This window comes from Dyella ginsengisoli LA-4 (genome assembly GCF_000334915.1).
Lineage (GTDB): Bacteria > Pseudomonadota > Gammaproteobacteria > Xanthomonadales > Rhodanobacteraceae > Dyella_A > Dyella_A ginsengisoli_A.
On sequence record NZ_AMSF01000002.1, the window covers coordinates 13,165 to 31,990 of the forward strand.

At 69.1% G+C, this 18,826-nt stretch carries 15 protein-coding genes; 8 read left to right on the top strand and 7 right to left on the bottom strand.

The window, feature by feature from the left end:
- Nucleotides 1-100: 100 nt before the first annotated feature.
- The 3 genes from C693_RS20700 to C693_RS20705 all read left to right on the top strand — a co-directional run bounded on the left by C693_RS20700 (nucleotide 101) and on the right by C693_RS20705 (nucleotide 4,270).
- Nucleotides 101-391 carry a hypothetical protein gene (locus C693_RS20700; protein ID WP_017460252.1) on the top strand — a complete coding sequence of 97 codons (291 nt, stop codon included), beginning with the start codon at nucleotides 101-103 and terminating at the stop codon, nucleotides 389-391.
- Nucleotides 392-451: 60 nt separating this feature from the next.
- Nucleotides 452-2,185 (top strand): tetratricopeptide repeat-containing diguanylate cyclase, encoded by a 1,734-nt coding sequence (locus C693_RS0100355; RefSeq protein WP_241762601.1) that lies wholly within the window; start codon nucleotides 452-454, stop codon nucleotides 2,183-2,185.
- Between the two features lie 285 nt (nucleotides 2,186-2,470).
- Nucleotides 2,471-4,270 (top strand): GGDEF domain-containing protein, encoded by a 1,800-nt coding sequence (locus C693_RS20705; protein ID WP_017460254.1) that lies wholly within the window; start codon nucleotides 2,471-2,473, stop codon nucleotides 4,268-4,270.
- A gap of 6 nt (nucleotides 4,271-4,276) precedes the next feature.
- Here the strand turns inward: C693_RS20705 and C693_RS20710 are convergent, their stop codons facing one another.
- The 5 genes from C693_RS20710 to C693_RS0100385 all read right to left on the bottom strand — a co-directional run bounded on the left by C693_RS20710 (nucleotide 4,277) and on the right by C693_RS0100385 (nucleotide 9,853).
- Nucleotides 4,277-5,095, bottom strand: a complete 819-nt coding sequence (locus C693_RS20710) for a GGDEF domain-containing protein (RefSeq protein WP_157798519.1) — start codon at nucleotides 5,093-5,095, stop codon at nucleotides 4,277-4,279.
- Between the two features lie 400 nt (nucleotides 5,096-5,495).
- Nucleotides 5,496-6,302 (bottom strand): SGNH/GDSL hydrolase family protein, encoded by an 807-nt coding sequence (locus tag C693_RS0100370; protein WP_017460256.1) that lies wholly within the window; start codon nucleotides 6,300-6,302, stop codon nucleotides 5,496-5,498.
- A gap of 66 nt (nucleotides 6,303-6,368) precedes the next feature.
- Nucleotides 6,369-6,734, bottom strand: coding sequence for a hypothetical protein (locus C693_RS0100375; RefSeq protein ID WP_017460257.1), 366 nt, complete (start codon nucleotides 6,732-6,734; stop codon nucleotides 6,369-6,371).
- A gap of 164 nt (nucleotides 6,735-6,898) precedes the next feature.
- Nucleotides 6,899-8,851, bottom strand: a complete 1,953-nt coding sequence (locus C693_RS0100380; RefSeq protein ID WP_017460258.1) for a M61 family metallopeptidase — start codon at nucleotides 8,849-8,851, stop codon at nucleotides 6,899-6,901.
- Nucleotides 8,852-9,034: 183 nt separating this feature from the next.
- Nucleotides 9,035-9,853 (bottom strand): HDOD domain-containing protein, encoded by an 819-nt coding sequence (locus C693_RS0100385; RefSeq protein WP_017460259.1) that lies wholly within the window; start codon nucleotides 9,851-9,853, stop codon nucleotides 9,035-9,037.
- A 331-nt stretch (nucleotides 9,854-10,184) separates the two neighbouring features.
- Between C693_RS0100385 and C693_RS0100390 the strand changes: the two genes are divergently transcribed.
- The gene (locus tag C693_RS0100390) at nucleotides 10,185-10,733 is read left to right on the top strand and encodes a hypothetical protein (protein ID WP_026107069.1); all 549 of its coding nucleotides are present in this window, start codon (nucleotides 10,185-10,187) and stop codon (nucleotides 10,731-10,733) included.
- Nucleotides 10,734-10,832: 99 nt separating this feature from the next.
- On the opposite strand, the gene C693_RS24455 is transcribed toward C693_RS0100390, so the two are convergent.
- Entirely contained in the window at nucleotides 10,833-13,118 is a 2,286-nt protein-coding gene (locus C693_RS24455) for a winged helix-turn-helix domain-containing protein (protein WP_083868188.1), read from the bottom strand.
- 213 nt (nucleotides 13,119-13,331) lie between these two features.
- On the opposite strand from C693_RS24455, the gene C693_RS0100400 reads away from it, so the two are divergent.
- Complete coding sequence (locus tag C693_RS0100400; protein WP_017460262.1) at nucleotides 13,332-13,847, top strand: hypothetical protein; 516 nt, start codon at nucleotides 13,332-13,334, stop codon at nucleotides 13,845-13,847.
- 63 nt (nucleotides 13,848-13,910) lie between these two features.
- Here C693_RS0100400 and C693_RS0100405 read toward each other — a convergent pair whose 3' ends face one another.
- Nucleotides 13,911-14,468, bottom strand: coding sequence for a cysteine hydrolase family protein (locus C693_RS0100405; protein WP_017460263.1), 558 nt, complete (start codon nucleotides 14,466-14,468; stop codon nucleotides 13,911-13,913).
- A gap of 128 nt (nucleotides 14,469-14,596) precedes the next feature.
- Here C693_RS0100405 and C693_RS0100410 point away from each other — a divergent pair, with 128 nt between their 5' ends.
- The 3 genes from C693_RS0100410 to C693_RS0100420 all read left to right on the top strand — a co-directional run bounded on the left by C693_RS0100410 (nucleotide 14,597) and on the right by C693_RS0100420 (nucleotide 18,818).
- Nucleotides 14,597-15,481 (top strand): LysR family transcriptional regulator, encoded by an 885-nt coding sequence (locus tag C693_RS0100410; protein WP_017460264.1) that lies wholly within the window; start codon nucleotides 14,597-14,599, stop codon nucleotides 15,479-15,481.
- A gap of 66 nt (nucleotides 15,482-15,547) precedes the next feature.
- On the top strand, nucleotides 15,548-16,840 hold the full coding sequence (locus tag C693_RS0100415) for an MFS transporter (protein ID WP_052329332.1): 1,293 nt from the start codon (nucleotides 15,548-15,550) through the stop codon (nucleotides 16,838-16,840).
- Nucleotides 16,841-17,006: 166 nt separating this feature from the next.
- Nucleotides 17,007-18,818, top strand: coding sequence for a diguanylate cyclase (locus tag C693_RS0100420; RefSeq protein WP_198506809.1), 1,812 nt, complete (start codon nucleotides 17,007-17,009; stop codon nucleotides 18,816-18,818).
- The last annotated feature ends 8 nt before the right edge of the window (nucleotides 18,819-18,826 follow it).

Here is an 18,826-nt window from a genome sequence, read left to right on the forward strand (position 1 = left end):
CGGAAGGAAGAATAGGGGTTTCCACACAGAGCGACGTGAATGCAGGGCCCCTCGTCCGGGGCTATTCGCGACGCTACCATTCCAGACAAGAGGGGGAATCATGCTTGATACGATCGAAATGCTTGCCGCCATTGGCCAGGACGCCGCCCTGCGCTACATGCCGGGGGATGACCTGGTCAATGAACAGGCGCTGGCCGATGCGGCGGAGCCGTTGAAGGCCGCCATTAGCATGGGGGATCGCTCGGCCCTGGCAGGTGAATTCGGGGCAAGGGTCATGCAGGCAACCCAGGTGAACCAGCGACCCGGGCGTGAGGATGACGAGCCTGACAACGACGAGGACGAGGACGACAAGCCTGGGATCCGTCGCGCGCAGGCATCCGGTCGCGATTGATTCCCATAGTCAGACGCCAGAATGTCAAGGAATGTCAATCGGCGCACTTGCAGAACCGCCTTGGCGGTTCTGTTCTTTCTTGCTTTGCCGATTGTCGGTCGTACTTCAGTTATCCCGAATCCCGGGAAGTTCCTCGACGAGACCGAAGCGGTCCGGACGAAGAACCACGCCCTGTTCGTCACCCGGCTGAATGAGTTGCGCACTGGTGTCTCATCGCTCGACCAACACGAGCGGTGGCACCTGCGGTACCTCGAAGCGTGGGAGGCGATGTACAACGGCAACTATGTCGGATCGCGGATACAGTTCCAGGACATCATCGATCACTCAAACGACCCGGTCCTGACGGCGAAGTCCTCAGCCCGGCTGCTCAGCAGCTACGGAATCACTCGGGACTACGAAAAAGCCTTCGCGCTGGCCAATCGATTGGCGACCGAGCTTCCGAAGTTGAAGGACGCGGAAGCACATGCCGAGGTGCTCTACGATCTCTCGCAGACATTCAATCTCGCGGGACAATCCGACTTGGCGCTGAAGTACGCGCAGATGCTGGTCGACACCACTCCACCCGGTGGAAGCCTCTGTTACCCACTGACATCGAAGGTTTTCGCACTCTCCAACGCCCACAAGGTGCAATCGGACAGTGCGGAGCTGAAGCAGGCGATCCAGGCATGTATCGCTGACGACCAACCCGTTGTCCAGAACTCGCTCTGGCTGGTCCAGGGCGAACACCTGCTTGCCGAGGGGAAGCCGACGAAAGTGCTGGCCATGCTCGGCAGCATCAGGAAGAGCCTCGATCAGAACAAATTCCAGCCACACCTGCTTTCGGCGCTGGCGCAGCGAGCAGAGGCCTACGAGATGCTCGGAAGAGACAACGATGCCGAGCAGGCAGCGCTCTCGGCCATCAAGATGAGCGATCCCGGTGACGTGAGTGAATGGCTGAGGGATGTCTACCAGGTGCTTTACCGCGTCGCAAAACGGCGCGGGGAATCATCGACCGCACTTCGGTACTACCAGTATTACGTCGAGCAGGACCGCGGTTACCTCAATGACATCAGCGCCCGCACACTTGCCTTCCAGCTCGCCAAGCAGCAGGTGCTTGCCAAGAAGCTGGAAACCGAGGAACTGAGCAAGCAGAACGCCATCCTCAAGCTGCAGCAGCAGCTGGACGCCAAGGCGGTGGAGACCAGCCGGCTGTACATCGTGCTGCTGCTGATTGGCCTGACCGGCATCGTGTTGTGGCTGCTGCGGCTGAAGCACTCCCAGTTGCGCTTCAAGCGCATGGCCACCCGCGACGGCCTGACCGGCATCCTCAACCACCAGCACTTCATCAACGAGTCCGAACGGCAGCTCCGGCATCTGGAACGGAAGTCTGGGCAAGCCAGCCTGCTGTGGATGGACCTGGACCACTTCAAGCAGATCAACGACACCCATGGGCACGCCGCCGGCGACGCCGTGCTGCGCCACATCGTGAAGGTCTGCAACGACCATCTGCGCCCTGGCGACCTGTTCGGGCGGCTGGGCGGCGAGGAATTCGGCATCCTGCTGCTGGAATGCGAGCGGGACCACGCCATCGCCATCGCCGACCGCATCCGCCTGGCGATCGAGGGGGATCCGCTCGAACACGAGGGCATGATGCTCTCGGTCTCGGCCAGCGTCGGTGTCGCCTCCACCTGCAACGCAGGACATGCGCTGCAACGCCTGTGTCGTCGCGCCGATGCGGCGCTGTACCGGGCCAAGCGCGACGGCCGCAACCGGGTAGTCGCGGATGCGGGGGAAGGCACCTCTGTCTTTGCATGACCGGCCCCTCGCGACTCCTGCAGCCCCCGAGGGTGAGCTTTATGCCCCCCGCTTTCCGCCCGGACCTCAACCTTTCCGCTTCGCTGCCGTCATTGCAGGGAGCGCCGGGCATCCCGGTTGTCGTTGCCTGTTCGAGGAAAGGATGTTGTTGAGCTCCCCCCACGCAGGACCAGCGGTCCGTTGCAGATGTGATCGCCGAATGGCCATGGATCAGGCCCGGCTGCGTGCCTGTTCGGCGCAGCGCGTCGGCAAAGCCGCGTCCGGGCGAGGCTGATCGCGACTGCCATGTCCCCTCGCCGCCTTCCCCGTCCGCTCCGACTGACCGCCGCCGTGCTTGCTACGGCCCTGTCGCTGTGGGCGACGTGGGCCACGGCCGCGATCACCGATGTCGGGCTCTTCCTGGACCAGACCGAGAACATCCGGCTGAGCGACCATTCGCGCTTCGTGCAGAAGCTCGCGCAGATCCATCGGGAAGCGCCGGCGATGACCTCGTCGCAGCAGTGGCGGTTGCGCTATCTGGACGGCTGGGAGTCTTCGTACGAGGGGGACTACGCCAAGGCGGAAAATCGCTTGCAGGATGTAAGCGACCACTCTGGTGACGCCAACCTTGCCGCGAAGGCCTTGGCGCTGCTGATGAGTATCCAGGTCATCAACCAGCACTACGACAAGGCCTACGAATTGGCCAGCAATATGGTGACGCGGCTACCCAAAATCACTGACCCACTGGCGCGCTTCCTCGTTCTGGAGAATCTGGCGCAGGTCTATAACTTCGCTGGTCAGCCCAACCTAGCCGCGCATTACGCGCGAATGATGCGAGACACGATTCCGCCCGGAGAGAGCGAGTGCTTGCCGGGAGTGTCACTGGTAGTCGCCGAGGAGACCGCGAAACGCTTGTCGTCGTCCAGCCCCAGCCTCGAGAACGCCATCGCGACGTGCAACGCCGCTAAACAACCGGTACTCGTGGACCTGCTGCAGCTTGTCAAGGGAGATATGTTGCTCGGAGAGCATCTCCCCAACAAAGTACTGCCACTACTGAACAGCATTCGTCCAACCATCGAGAGCGTGGGTCTTTACCCGCACAGACTCTCCTGGCACGTACAGCAGGCCCAGGCTTACCTTGCCCTCGGAGAGGATGCTGCAGCCGAGAACGCCGCAAGGGCGGCTATCGCAATGAAGACACCTGGCGACGTTGGCGAGCATCTCGCCGACGCCTACCACGTGCTTTACGAGATCGAGAAAAAGCGCGGCCACGGCATGGCCGCGCTGGAGAACTACGAGCATTACGTCAAGCAGAACACGAGCTACCTCAACGACGTGTCCGCGCGTGCTCTCGCCTACCAGCGCGTGCAGCAGAACCTGCTCGCCCAGAAAATGCAGAACGATGCGCTGGAGCGGCAGAACCAGGTCCTGCGCCTGGAGCGGTCGCTGACTGAACAGGCGGCGCACACCACCCGGCTCTATGCCGTACTGCTGCTCGGGCTGCTGACCCTCCTGGTGCTCTGGCTGCTGCGGGTCAAGCGGCTGCAGCTGCGCTTCCGCGAGATGGCGCGCCGGGACGGACTCACCGGCATCCTCAACCACCAGCACTTCATGCAGGAAGCCGAGACCCTGGTGGCCGAACAAGCGAAGCGATCTGGCAACGTGGCGCTGGCGCTGATCGACCTGGACCATTTCAAGCAGATCAACGACGTCCACGGCCACGTGACCGGCGATCTGGCGCTGCGCCACATCGTGTCGGTGGTGCAAGCCTGGCTGCGCCCCGGCGATCTTTTCGGTCGCCTGGGTGGCGAGGAATTCGGCCTGCTGCTGAGCGGCTGCGCACACGACGAATGCGTCGCCCTGGCCGAGCATGTCCGCGAGGCCGTAGCGGCGACGCCGCTCCGTCTGGACGGCGAGCCGATCGTCGTCACCGCGAGCATCGGCATGGCGTTTGCCGAAGATGTGGGTTTCGACCTGTCCCGGCTGTTCCACCACGCCGACGCCACGCTCTACGCGGCGAAGCGGGCTGGCCGCAACCGCGTCATGACCGAGCTCACCGACGAGGATCTGCTCGGCCGCTCGGTGCGCGACCCCCGTCCCGCCTGAATCCGCCTAAAGGTGCCTGCGCACCGTACCCGGCACCCGCTGCGCCATCATCGTTTCGTCAGCCGCCACGGCATGGTTGCGACCGCGCTGCTTGGCCACGTACAGCGCCGCGTCCGCCCGCGCGAACAGTTCGTCGAGCTGGTAGCCCTGGTCCGGGTCGGCCTGGGCCACACCCAGGCTGAGCGTCAAGCCAGGAACCGGCGGGTCGGCGTGCGGAGCGCGTGCGGCAACCGCCAGGCGCAGGGTCTCGGCCAGCGCGAGCGTGCGCGCGGCATCCTGGCCCGGGCTGGCGATCATGAATTCGTCGCCGCCGAAGCGACCGAACAGATCGTCGCTGACCAGGTGCTCCCGCACCACGCCGACCACCAGCGCCAGCGCCGCGTCACCCACCAGGTGGCCGTGGCGGTCGTTGATCTGCTTGAAGTGATCCAGGTCGAACACGATCAGGCTGAGCGGCTGACCGTACTTGGACAAGTGGTCGATCCGGTCACGCAACTCGGCGCCGAACGCCTGCCGGTTGAGCGTGCCGGTGAGCGGATCGTGCATCGACAGGTGCTGCAGCTTCTCCGACTTGCGCTGCAGGTGGCTGTGGGCCGACTTCAGCACGCGCTGCTGGCGCGCCAGCCGCTCGGTTTCCGCTTTCAGCCGCTGGCTGTGGCGCCAGGCTGTCCACCAGGCAGCGGCCAGCGCGGCGAGCAGCACCAGCCAGGGCCAGGTCGGCGCCTTGCGGGACTCCGGCGGCGAGCCGGGAGCGGCGCCCGCTTCCGCCGGCAAGGCGCCCGCCACGCGGGTCGGCATCGGCGCCGAAGCGGCCGGGTTTGGCATGGACGCCGCCGGCGCGGGTGCCACCCGCAGTGCCGTCGTCGGGGGCTGCGGCTGCGAACCGGCGGCGCGAACGGGATCGCTCGCCACGCGTTCGGGAGCGGGCGCCGTCACGATGGGCACCGTGGCGGGCAACGTCGCCGGTGCACGCCCTGCCTCCGGTGGCGGTGGCGGCGGGAATCGACGCGGTGGAGGCATGCCGGGCGGGGGTGGTGGAGGCGGCGGACGCATCCCGCGCGGTGGCGGAAAACGAGCCGGCTCCCGCTGCTGCCCGTGCGCAGGCATCATGCCGGCACAAGCCAACACGGCGGCCACCAGCAAGCCAGCCTGTCGATGCATTCCCCTGGACTCCCCTGTAGATCCGACCCACTTTAGCGGGAGCCAGCGGGAGCCGCCATGCGGCTCAGTGCACCCGGGTCGATCCTGCCAGGACCCTGCCGATCGCCCCGAGCGCCAGCGGTGCCATGATCGCGTAGCCAGCCGGCGTCGGATGCACGCCATCGGCTGCAAGCCGGCGATCCAGTCCGCCCTGTGCATTGGCCAGCGCGTCGTAATAGTCGAGGTAGACCGCGCCCTGCGCCTTCGCGTAGTCCTTCAGCCAGGCATTCAGTGCGCGGATCCGACCCGCCGGCTGCAATCCCGGGTGCCAGGGGTAGTCGGCGGTCGGCAGCACCGAAGCGAGAATCACGCGTATGCCATGGGCTCGGGCCAGCTCGGTCATTGAGCGAAAGTTGTCCTCGATCATCGGCAAGGTGGCCAGTCCGGTGTTGCCGGCGATGTCGTTGGTGCCGGCCAGGATCACCACGGCGGCCGGGTGCAGGTCGATCACGTCCTGCCGGAAGCGCACCACCATCTGCGCGGTGGTCTGGCCGGAAATCCCACGGTTGACGAACGGCTTGCCGGGGAAGAACGTCGTGCCGGGCGCACGCCCCCACGCGTCGGTGATCGAATCACCATAGAACACCACGCGCTGCTCGCCGGGCTTCGGCGCGCCCAGCCTCCGGTTGTCCGCGCGGTAGCGCTCCAGCTGCGGCCAGTCGGCCAGCAGGTGCTGCATCGAGGCGATCTGCGCCAGGTCCAGCGACGACGCAGGCGCGGTGTAGAGCGGATTGATCGCCTGTGGCGTGCCTTCCTTTCCGCCGGATGCCAAGGCATTCCATGACAGGGCCAGCACCAGCAGGCCCGCGACCACAGGCAACACTCGAAACATCCGGACAACTCCACGACAGACCGATTCGGCACACGGTAGCGCAATGCGCCGCGGCACCCGAATGGATCAGTTGTAGGTCTGCACGACCAGCAGCGGTCGCTGCCCCGTGGATGAGGCGGATGCAGCCTGGTCGCCGAATTGCCGGAGCACCGGCAGTGACTCGTGGTCGTTCAGGCGGATCACCTCGCGGCGGTAGGTCGAGGGGTTGGCCGCGTCCCCTCCACCGCCGTCGGCAACCGGTGCTCCGCACGAGTAGACCCGGACCGGGCCGCCTACCTCACCGGGCAGGCGCGTTGCCGCACCCGTATCGCAGGTGGGCGTCACCACCGCGCCGGAGAACTGGATCAGTCCCTCGCCCGCCCACGCCAGGCTCATGCCGATGGCGACGAGCTCGAGCACGACGGCAAACGCACCACGCCATTCATTCCGCATGACCGCACCTCCCAGGTGTGTCGCGGGAGCCTCACCGCACTCCCGCACCCGATGTCTTCCCTATCGGATGGCCACTCTGCCCCAGCGGGACAGGCGGCAGCTGATTCATGTCAACTGCCGCCGAACAACAGTGTGATGTAAATCACATTATCGAAGCGTGACGCCTATTTCCGCGCCGCGATGATCTGGTCAAGGTAGTCCGGAGTACCTTCGATCCGCTCCAGGTGGGGGTATTGCAGGCCGCCATGGTAGTCGACCGCCACATGCCGGTAGCCGCCCTGGTACTTCAACAGCAGGTCGATCGGTGTCTGGTTGCCCTTGGCCGCGCTGATCGCCTGTTTGAGCACGTCCTTGGAGTAGTCCTGCCCGTTCACCGCCACGATGGTCGCACCGGTGCTCACCCCCGCCTTGAACGCCGGGCCTCCCCAGCGCACATCGTTGACCAGGCCCTTGTCCGCCATGGTCAGGCCGATCGACCAGGTGAAGTTGTACAGGTGCCGCGGCGACTCCGGACGGCTGTCGTACTGCTTCTCGTACGGGCTTTCCTGCTCGGTGTAGACCAGCTTCCAGCCGGTGCCCGCCAGCCCGTCCAGCAGCGGCGGATCCAGCGTGTCCACGCGCTGGCGCAGGAACGAGGCCCAGTCGTACTTGGCCACGCCGTCGAGCGCGGCGACCACGTCGTCGAAGGTGTAGGTCTTCGTCACGTAGCTGCCGTTGTCGACGCCGAAGAACGCCCTGGCGAAATCATCCAGCGACTTGTGGTCGTGGGTGAGCGCGCGCAGCTTGGCGTCCACGGCGAGCCACACCATCTGGCCGGCGCTGTAGTACTCCTCGCTCATCTGCCAGCTGCGGTACGGCAGCGCGGCGCGGCGTGCCGCGGTCGGGTCGTTGGTGGTGTCCTCCAGCGTGCGCCACTGGAAGCCCTCGCGGTTGCGGTCGTAGTTAGCGGCCACCATCGCGAGCGCGTCGCGGAACTGCTCCGGCGTCCACATGCCGGCGCGCGCGGTCAGCACGAAGCCCCAGTACTGGGTCTGGCCCTCGTACACCCACAGCAGCGAGTCGCCCATCGGCACGTTGAAGTTGGGCGTCCACAGGTCCGCGCCGCGGCGGAACTTGCCGTTCCACGAGTGGGTGTACTCGTGCGCGAGCAGGTCGCGCCCCGGCGCCGCGTCGTCCCACGCGGTGAAGTAGTCCGCGCCCAGGCCGTTCTCGCTGGACTGGTGATGCTCCAGGCCGTTGCCGCCCAGCTCGTCGGACAGCGAGAACAGGAAGTCGTAGTGGTCGTAGTGGTGCGAGCCGAACAGCTTCGTCGCCTGCACCGCCAGGTTGCGGTGCACCTGCACCTGGTGCGGCGTCATCGCCAGGTATTTCGGCGCGTCTGCGACGATGTCCAGGTGCACCGGCGCCCCGCCCGGCGGGGTCAGGTCCACCCGCTTGAAGTACCTGCCGGCGTAGATCGGCGAGTCCACCAGGTTGTTGAAGGTGACCGGCTTGAAGGTGGTGGTGCCGCCGGACTGCGAGGCGGTTTCCAGCGCGCTGCCGAACTGCCAGCCGGCGGGCAGGCTGACGCTGGGCGCGAAGGTGATCCGGCGCGAGTAGTGGCCGGCCGGGTACAGCGCCACCTTGTTCCATTCCAGGTCGAGCATGCGGTCGGTCATCTCGAAGCCGCCGCTGCGATCGGACAGGTACTGGAACGTCACGTCGAGGCTGGACACGCCCTCGGGCACGTCGAGATGGAAGGCGTAGACGTCGTACTTGTCGCGCGTCCACTTCAGCGGCTTGCCGCTGGCCTCGATGCGCAGTCCGGCGAGCATGGCGACCGGACCGGTCGGCGAGTGGTCGCCGGGGATCCACTGCGGATACAGCAGCGTGAACGGACCGGGCTTCACCGGCACGGTCTCGTGCACGCGGTAGATGCCCTGGCGGGTGTCGCTGGCATCGACGTGGATGGCCACCGTGCCCGGATACGGCACGTCCTGCGGCGCCGGCACCTTGCCGCTGCGCGATTCCTGGGCGCTGGCGACCGCGCTGCCCAGGACCAGTGCGACAGCCACTGCGACTCGCGAAAACTTGCGGCTCGCGGCGAGCGGCGAACCGTTGGCGGGAAGGGAGAACATGGGCGGCTCCAGCAGCGGTGGTAAACCTTGGAACTTAGCACCAGCCAGCACGCGATGGGCCGTGCCGGAAGCCATCCGACGATGGCTTCGCCCGGATCCGACTGCCATGCCCCGCCGTCGACGCCTGCGAGTGACACGCCACGGCGGGCACTCACGCGGGAGCCGTCGACGGCGACATCGCAACTAGCCAAGCACCTCGGCGAAGGCGCTGTCGGCTTCCAGCGCCTTTGGCAGCAGCTTGAACACGGCATCCAGCTGCACGCCCGCCATCAGTGGGCCATCGGCCGCCTGGCGCGCTTCGTCGCCGATGCCACCGCAGGCATCCAGCGCATCGGCGATGTGTACGGCCTGCGCCACCAACAGCGGCATCACCGATCCCGCCGGAGCCTGCATCGGCCGTGCCTGATAGGCGATCGCGTCCTGGATCAGGCGCGGCAGATTCCAGCGCCGTGCGAGCTCCGCTCCGACCTCCGGGAAGCCGAACCCCAGCTGCAACGTCTCATCCGCGGCATGGGCCGTGGACGATGTGGTCGGCTGCAGCATCTTCGCGTACTCCGGCGCAGCCGTCTGGATCAGCAGCTCGCCGAGGTTGTGCATCATGCCGCAGGTGAACGCGGCCTCAGCATCGATGCCGCGCTGCCGGGCCAGCAGACGACCGATGCTGGCGACTTCGAAACTGTGTCGCCAGAAGCGCTTCAGGTCGAAGCTGCCGCCGGGGCGAAAGACGCCGGTGACCGCCGAGGCGAGCACCAGCGTGCGCAGCATGTTGAAGCCCAGGCGCAGCGCCGCGTCGGACACATGCGTGCAGTCGCGGGCCCCGTGGAAGCGCGCCGAGTTCGCCAGTCGCAGCACCTTGGCGGCAATCACCGGATCGCGCTCGATGGTGTGGGCCAGCTCGTCGATGTTCGTGTCGGGATCGTCGAACTGGCGCAGCAGCTCATGTGCCACCTCGGGGACGGTGGGCATGTCGTGCAGCTTCTCGAACAGGTCGTCCAGATTCATGCGCACCTCGCGCGTCGGATGGAATGCACGCCCGCTTGAACCACCAGCGGCATCGCCGACCGGCGGCCGGCGTGTCGGCTTATCGGCATGTTCCGGGGGAAGTGAAGGGTCCATCGCACGATCGAGCCGGTCATCGAGCGTCCCGGCCGTGGCGTCCGCGGGACCGGGTACCCCATGCAACGATCCGCACGGGCGAAATGCGGCCCGGCGCGGCGGCTGCGACATACCGCCCTACCCGGCCGAACCGGACATTGACGGCGATCAAGATCCCTCGGCCGCGGCGCCCCAGGATGACAGGCGTGCCATGTGACATGCCCAACGAGGTCTCCCCATGCGAATGAAACCGACTCTGGTGCTGGGCGCCTGCCTGGCGATCGCCGTCCCGGCACTGGCCATGGCCGACCAGGCCCGCGGCAATCGCGGCAGCGGCCAACAGGCCGGCCAGGGAACCATGCAGCAGGACCGCCTGCATGACCGTATCCGCGACCCGGCCCACGACATGGATCGCGACCGTACCCGCGACCGCGACAACCAAATCTACGGCTATTCGCTGATGACCCCGGCCGAGCGCTCGTCCTACCGCTCGCAGATCATGCAGATGAAGACACTGCAGGAGCGGGAAACCTACCGTCAGCAGCACATGGAACAGATGCAGCAACGTGCCCGCGACCGCGGCGTCACCCTGCCGGGCATGCAGAGGCAGGGCAATGGCCAGGGTTCGCCGTCGCAGATGCGGCAGCAGAACCAGACGCAGAACCAGACCCAGCAGCAGAACCGGAACCAGGCGCAGGGTCAGGATCAGAACCGGCAGCAGGAAAAGACCCGCCAGCAGGAGCAGCAGCAGGAGCAGACCCGCAATTCCGAGGGCAACGGCTCCTGAAGCCCACCCGTTCTCCCCGCGTCGCGCCCGTCCCCGGATCGCGACGTGATGCGCCCGCGCAACGCGGGCGTTTTTTTGCCCCTCTGCCACCGGTGCCGCTCATTCGCGGGAGGACGCCTCCCGGCGCATGCGGGCAAGCAGCGCGCGCTGCTCGTCGCGATGCCTGCGGACGAGGCGGTCCAGTGCCTGGAAGCGCGGGTCGTCGCGCAGGTGCGCATAAAGCGGGTCGTGCCCGGCCAGATACCACCAGCGGTATACCTGCCCGTTCGCCACGCTGTGCCCGAGCGCGTCCAGTGCCCGCGCGTCGTTGCCCAGCACGGCGAATGCGGCACTGTGCTCGCGACTGAACCAGTCCGGCGCACGCCCCAGCCCGTGCGCATCGACCAGGGCCAGCAGCTGGCGGGCCCTGGCCCGCCCTTCACCACGGCGCCCCGCCAGCACCAGCACGTGGGCATAGACCGCGTCGAATCCGCGGTACCACATGGGCATCTGGCCGGCATGCGCCGCGTCCACCGACTGCAGCACCTGCAGGGCCGAGGCCGGATCGCCGCGTGCCAGCGCGGCGTCACGCACGGCCTGCGCCGCGGAGGCCTGCGGACCGTGGTCCGGCCAACGCGCCGCAGCGATGCCGGCAGCGGCCGCCGCCGCTGCGGCCGGGTCGCCGCGGTACTGGGCGATCTCCAGCATGGCCAGAGGCGGCGGCGCCGTCCCCAGCGCCGCCTCGGCAGCCGCCGGATCGCCCAGGTCGAGATAGATGTCGCGCGCCAGCGCGCGCGCCTGCGGCCACTCCGGCTGCACGGCCAGGGCCCGTTCGATCAGCTGTGCGGCCTCGGCGAAGTGTCCGCTGTATTCCCACTTCGAATACGCCAGCTGGTAGAGCGCCTCCGGCAATGCCGGGTTGATCGCCAGCGCCTGTTCCACCAGCCGGTCATGCTCGGCCACGTCGCTGCGCACGATCATCACGAAGAACGCCTGGGTCAGGCACAGCTCCGGCGCCAGCGGCTCGATCCGGCGGGCACGCTCGATCTCGCCAAGCGCCTCGCCCACGCGACCATGCAGGAACAGCCACTGTGCGTAGTGCACGTGGCCGTCGCCGTCGTTCGGCGACAGCGCCAGCCCCCTGCGGTACAGCGCCTCGGCCTGCGCGGGATTGTCGGCCAGCCGCGCCAGCTCGCTCCACGCCTCACCCAGGGCGGGATCGAGCGCGACCGCCCGCTCCAGCGCCTGGCGCCCCTCGTCGCGCTTCACCGCGGCCGGTCCCGGATCGGCATCGGCCGCGCGCATCAGCGCCTGCGCCAGCCCGAGATAGGCCCGGGCAAATCCCGGGTCGAGAATCGTCGCCCGCCGGTACAGCTCGATCGCATCCGCCGCACTGGCCGGGTCGGCACGACGCATCCGCTCGCGCCCGAGCAGGTAGACGCGATAGGCGTCCAGGTGGATCGCGCGATCCGCGCCCGGAGCCGTTGGCAGGGGCGGCGCGTCCAGCGCCTTCAGCACCTCCCGCACGACGTCGTCGCGCAGCATCGCCACCGCCTGCGGCGGTCGCATCGCTCCCCCCTGCCACAGCACCCGGCCGGAGCGCGCCTCCACCAAGCGGGCATCCAGCCGCACGCCCCCCGGGGTACTCGTGACCGCCCCCTGCAGCACGTAACCCACCTGCAACTGGCCGGCGACCGCCCGCGCGTCGCTCATCGCCGCGGTGGCCGCGACGGTGGAACCGTCGGCGACCACGGTGAGTCCCGGCGTTCGTGCGAGCGCTTGCCGCACCAGGTCAGTCAGGCTGGCGGCAATGCGTGGACCCGCGTCGTCCTGCGCCGACCCCTGCAGCGGCAATACCGCGAGCGTGGCCTCGACAGGAGTCGGTGGCGCCGGCCGGGCCCGCGGCCAGGCCCACCAGGCCAATGCCAGCACACCGCACAGGGCACCGGCGACGAGCCAGCGACGGGCGTAACGCCGGCCGGCCGGCGCTGCGGGCGGCGCGGGCGCCGGCGCCTCGGTGGGTGACGGGGCCTGCCGCGCCACCGGCGCGATCAGCCGGTAGCCCTTGGTCGGCACGGTGGCGATGTAGCGCGGCGCGCGCGGATCGTCACCCAGCGCGCGCCGCAGCTGGGCGATGCAGCGGTACACCGGGTTGTCGCCCATCGGACGGCCGTGCCACACCGTGTCGATCAGTTCGCTGGCGCTGACCACCTCGCCGGCCCGTTCGACCAGGTGCATCAGCACCGCCATCGTCTTGGGCTCCAGCGCCGTCTCACCGTGGGGAGCGACGACCCGGTCGAGATCGGCCCAGACCCGGCACTCGCCTACGCACAGCCCGGCGCCACCGGGCACCTGGCCGGGCACAGCGGATGTCGGCAGTGCGGCGTCTCCCGCTCCCTCGCGCATCGTCCTGCTCCCCTCGCTGGCGCGACCTTAGCCCGTTCCCGGACACCCCACCAGCTTCTCCCCAGAAAAGCTCCAGAAAAGCCAAAGGACGCCGCCGGGGCGGCCTGCGCAGGATCGCCGGACCCGCTCCGGCTGGCGCCGTCGTCGCTCCACGGCACGGCGGCGCCCCGGCGGGATTCTGCACCGACCACCATCCGTCACCGGAGAAAGTCCATGAACCAGGCATCCGTCGTACGCACCACCGACACCGCCCGCCCCCCTGCCCGCCGCCGTGCCCTGCTGTCCGCGGTGCTGGCGGTCGCCGCCTTCGCGATGTGTGGCCCGAGTCTCGCCCACGCCAACCTGGGCGGCTGTTCCAGCGGCAGTCTCAAGGGCCGCTACGTGTTCACCGCCAGCGGCTTCACCCGGGCGCCCGCGGCGCCGCCGGGCACGCCGTGGGTGCCCAAGGCGATCCTCGAGGTGCTGCAGTTCAACGGCGACGGCACCGTGCTCACGCCGGCGGTCACCGTGGCCAATCCGTTCGGCGACCTCGGCGCCATCATGGCCCCGCCCGGCGGCGCGCCTGGCGAATACACGGTCAACGCGGACTGCACCGGTACCGTGCACTTCCTCGACCCGAACAACGTCACCTTCTCGATCTATGTCGAGGCGTTCGGCCAGCGGGTGCGGATGATCCAGACCAACCCCTCGAACAATGTCTTCGAGGGGGTTGCGCGGCGCAGTTGGTGATCACCCCGGACGAGGCGCGCGCCGCACCATGCGGCGGGCGTCCCGTCCGTTTGCCGGGCAGGGTCATGCCACGGCGATCACCGCGTCGGTGTCCACCACCGTGGCGAACTCGTCCTTGAGATCGCTCAGCGCGCTCAGGTGCACTTCTTCGGGCGGACGCATCGCGCCGTCCAGGCCGATCCGCGCGAAGGTCGCCGTGGCGTCGGCGACGATGAAGGTGTCGAAGCCGAGGTTGCCGGCCATGCGGGTGGTGGCCGACACGCAGTGGTTGGTGGTCAGGCCGGTGACCACCAGCCCCTCGATGCCCGCCGCGCGCAGGTCGCGCTCGAGCGTGGTGCCAATGAAGGCACTGTTGACCGATTTCCGGTAGACCGGCTCGCCCTCGCGCGGCGCGGTTTCCGGTTTGGGGCGGTTGCCCGGCGTGCCCGGACGGAACGCGCCGTCGGGCGCGGCCGAATCGTGATGCACGTGGATCACCGGCCGGCCCTGCGCGCGGAACGTGGCCAGCAGGCGCGCGATGTTCGCTTCGGCGCCGGGGTTGTTGCGCGCGCCCCAGCGCGGGTCGTTGAAACCCTGCTGGACATCGATCACGATCAGCGCGGTCTTGCGGGGGAGGAGCATCGTCACGGTGGTTCTGCCTGTCGCATGCGCCGCAGGCCGGCGCGGTGGCGGCATGGTCCGCGCCGGTCGGCCGCGTTCCAAAACCCCGATGGACCCATCGGCCCGGACGATCACCCCACCCCGCACGCATGGACATCGAACTGCGACACTGCCGGGCGCTGCTGGCGCTCGCCGAACAGCACGGCATCGCCCGCGCGGCGAAGGCCGTCGGGGTGGCGCAGTCGACGCTGTCGGAAACCCTGTTCTCGCTCGAACGCGCGGTCGGCTTCGCCGTCACCGAGCGGTCCCCGGGCAGCGGCGCGGTGCTGACCGCGCAGGCGATGGCGCTGCTGCCGTACGCGCGGCGTCTGCTGCAGGTCGCCGAGGAAACGATGGCGTTCGCGAAAGGGCTGCAGCCGGAGCATGCGCTGGCCATCGGGGCCTCCGAATCGGTCGGTACCTACGTGCTTCCCGCCGCGCTCGCCGTCCTGCGCGAGCGCTGTCCCGGGCTCCCCGTGCAGGTCCGCACCGGCCTCTGCACGGAGCTGCGCCAGCTGGTGTCCGCCGGCCGGCTGCAGGCGGCGATCACCATCGGCCCGAGCATCGACCAGACGGTGCCGCCGGACCAGACGCTGCTGCAACTGGCGTCGTCGCGCCTGGCCCTGTTCCGCGCACCAGGCGACACCGCTCCGTCGCCCGTCGCCGGAGCGGTGGCCGCGGCGATCTGCGTGCCCGACCCGGAAGGTGCGCTCAACGCCCTGCTCTCCACCTGGCTGCGCCATGTGGGCATCGCCGCGGCGCTGCACTCGGCCGGCTCGGTGGAGGCGGTGAAGCGGCAGGTGGCTTCCGGCGGCGAGCTCGGCGCACTGCCGCGCTACGCCGTCGCGGTCGAGCTGGCGCGCGGCGAGCTGGTCGAGGTGCCCACGCCGCAACCGCTGCCGACGATGGTGCTGGAGGTAACGGCGCTGGACGGCGCCGCAGTCGGCGGCCCGCTCGCCATCCTGCTCGACGCGTTGCGCCTGGCACGGCTCTGAGCGCGGGCCCGACCCGGCTGCGCAGCGGCCGTTACCATCGGGGCCTGCCCTCCCCGATGACCCGCCATGTCCGTTGATGCCCGCCGAACCGAGACCGTCTCGCGCCGATCCATGGCCGTAGCGGCGCTGTCCACCGTGGTGGAGTGGTACGACTTCACCCTGTACCTGTATTTCGCCACCGTGCTGTCGCGGGTGTTCTTCGGCGGCGGCGCCACCTCGCTGCTGGCCACGCTGGCCGGCTTCGCCATCTCCTACGCGATGCGGCCGCTGGGCGCCGTGGTGTTCGGTCACATCGGCGATCGCATCGGTCGTCGGCGCACCCTGCTGCTGTCGATGATGCTGATGACCGCCGCGATGCTGGCCACCGCGCTGCTGCCGGACTATGCCGCGATCGGTCCCGCCGCCGGGGTGCTGCTGCTGGCGCTGCGCTGCTTCATGGCGTTCTCGGTGGGCGGCGAATACACCGGCGTGGTGGCGTACATGCTGGAGGGTGCGCCGGAGCGGCGCCGTGGCCTGCTCACCTCGCTGGCGTCCGCGGCGAGCGAAGTGGGCGCGCTGCTTGCCGTGGCGCTGTCGGCGCTCACCGTCGGCATGCTGAGCCCGGCCGACCTCGCCGCCTGGGGCTGGCGCATCCCGTTCTTCGCTGGCGCCGTGCTGGCCGGCGCGGTGTGGTTTGCGCGCTCGGTAATGGAGGAATCGCCGGACTTCGAGCGCCAGGTAGCCGAGCGCAGCGTGCCCGACTCGCCGCTGCGCCACACACTGCGCCACCACCGGCCGGCCCTGCTGCGCACCTTTGCGGTGTCGGCGCTGGGATCGATCACCTACTACGTCGGCATCACCTACGTGCCGGCCTTCCTCACCTCCTCCGGCGTACTCGCCGAGGGGCGCTCGCTGGGGCTGTCCACGCTGGCGGCGGTGGCGGTGATCGTGGTGACGCCGTTCACCGGCGCGCTGTCCGACCGGGTGGGCCGGCGACCGGTACTGCTGTGGCTGGCGGCCGCCAGCGCGCTGCTGCCGCTGGGCATGTTCGCGGTGATGGGCAGCGGCGATGAATGGATGATCGCGTTCGGCGCGGTCGTACTGGCCTGCCTCGCCGGCGGGGTCAGCGCAGTGGGCGCGCCGGCCACCGCCGAGCAGTTCCCCGGCGAGGGGCGGCTGAGCGGGCTGGCACTGGGCGTCACCATGGCCACGGCGATCTTCGGCGGGCTCACGCCGTTCCTGGCCGAAGTGCTGGTGAAGCTGACCGGCTGGCATGCGGTGCCCGGCGCGATGATCGCGCTGGTCGCCCTGGCCGTGCTGCCGGTGTTCGCCCGCATGCCGGAAACCCGGCCCGTGCCCGCCGAGGCCGGGCGCGGCTGAGGCCAGCGACGCGGCCCGGCGGGAGCGCCGTGCAGTGCTGTCCCCGAAGGGCATGACCCCGTGCAGCGGCTGCGCCACGACGGCGGGGCATGGCACTATCGCAATCAGGCGCAGACGCGGCCCAGGCCGGGCCCGGCGTGCTACAGGGGGCGCGATGGACGGGGGCATGGAGCGGGAGCGCCGCGCACGGCGCACACCGAGTCGGGGCCGACACCTGGCCTGCGGATTGTTGCTGGCCGCTTTGACCTGGCTGCCGCCGGCCGGCCACGCGCAGCAGGTGCGGCTGGACGATCATGGCATCACCGCGATCGAACCACCCGCACACGGCGAACCTGGACACGAGCTGCGCCTGCCCGACCCGGACGCGCCGCTGGGACGTTACGTGCGCCTGCTGGCCGAGGAGCGTGGTCACCCGCTCACGCTGGAGCAGGCCCGCCGGGCGCTGGCGGAGGGCCGCTTCAGCCGTTCCGCCAGCGCGGTGCCGAACCTGGGCAACGACGCCCCGCCGGGCTGGCTGGTGCTGGACATCGACGACGCGCAGTACCTGCCCCGCACCTGGCGCATCTACGTGGTCGAAGGCTGGGCCGACCGTGTGGACGCCTGGCTGGTCGGACCGGGCGGCCGCATCACCCCGTGGCAGGGCGGCGACGAGCGCGCCCCCGGGCGCGACCTTCATCCCGGGCTGGGCTTCGCCTTCGACGCCCGGTTGCAGCCAGGCCGCTCGCAGCTGTTCGTGCGCGCCGACAGCGTGGACTCGGTGCAGTTCGGCGTACGTCTCGTGCCGATGGACCGCACCGGCCTGCTGGAGGGATCGACCCGCGGCTGGCTGGGCCTGGTGCACGGCTACCTGCTGGCGCTGGTGGCGACCTTCGGCCTGCTGTGGCTGGCGCTGCGCGAGTCGAGCCTGCGGCGCTACGTGTTCTACGTGGGCAGCTACCTGTTCATGCACCTGGCCTATTTGGGCGTGGCCGCGCGGGTGGTGTGGCCGGACGCGCCACTGGTCGGGCGCTACGCCATCCTGGTCGGCATGACGCTGTTCTCCAGCACCGGCCTTGCATTCGCCCGCGACTTCCTGCGCATGGCGCGCTGGGCACCGCGGCTGGATCGGGCCCTGGCCTGGCTGGTGCGGCTGGGACTGGCGGGCATGGCGCTGTGCATCGTCACCAACGCGCACGCGCTGGCCGTGACGCTGGCCTTCGCCTACATCAACGTGTTCACGGTGCTGATGGTGGTGATCGGCGTGCTCGCCGTGCGCCGCCGCGCCGAGCAGGCCTGGCCGTTCTTCGTCGCGTCGCTGATCAGCATGGTCGGCGCCTTCATCACCACCCAGGCGGTGATGGGACGGCTGCCGTTCAACGACATGACCTTCCGGCTGATCGAGGTCGGGATCATGACCGAAGCGTCGATCTGGGCGCTGGCGCTGGGGCTGCGCCTGCGCCGCGACCGCGAGGACCGTGCGCAGGCATTGCAGCTGGCCGAACACGACGCACTCACCGGGCTGTACAACCGCCGCGGCTTCCTGGTGCACGCCGCGCCCCTGTTCGATGCGGCCGCGACACCGGGCGCCCATGCCCTGGCGATGCTGGATATCGACCACTTCAAGGCGATCAACGACCGGCACGGCCACGACGCCGGCGACCGCACCCTGGTCGCCGTCGCCGACACCCTGCGTGCTGCCACCCGCAGCCGCGACCTGCTGGCGCGCTGGGGCGGCGAGGAGTTCGTGGTGCTGCTGCCGGACACGCCCATGCACGAGGCACTGGCGATCGCCGAACGCCTGCGCGCCGCGCTGGCCGGCCTGGCCGTTCCGCTGGCCGGGGCCTCGCCGATCCGCATCACCGCCAGCCTTGGCGTTGCCCACGGCGAGCCGGCAGCCGACCTCGACGATTTGCTGCGACTCGCCGACGACGCGCTGTATGCCTCCAAGCAGGACGGCCGCAACCGGGTCAGCCCCATGTCGCTGCCGGCGGGTGCCTGAACGCCGCG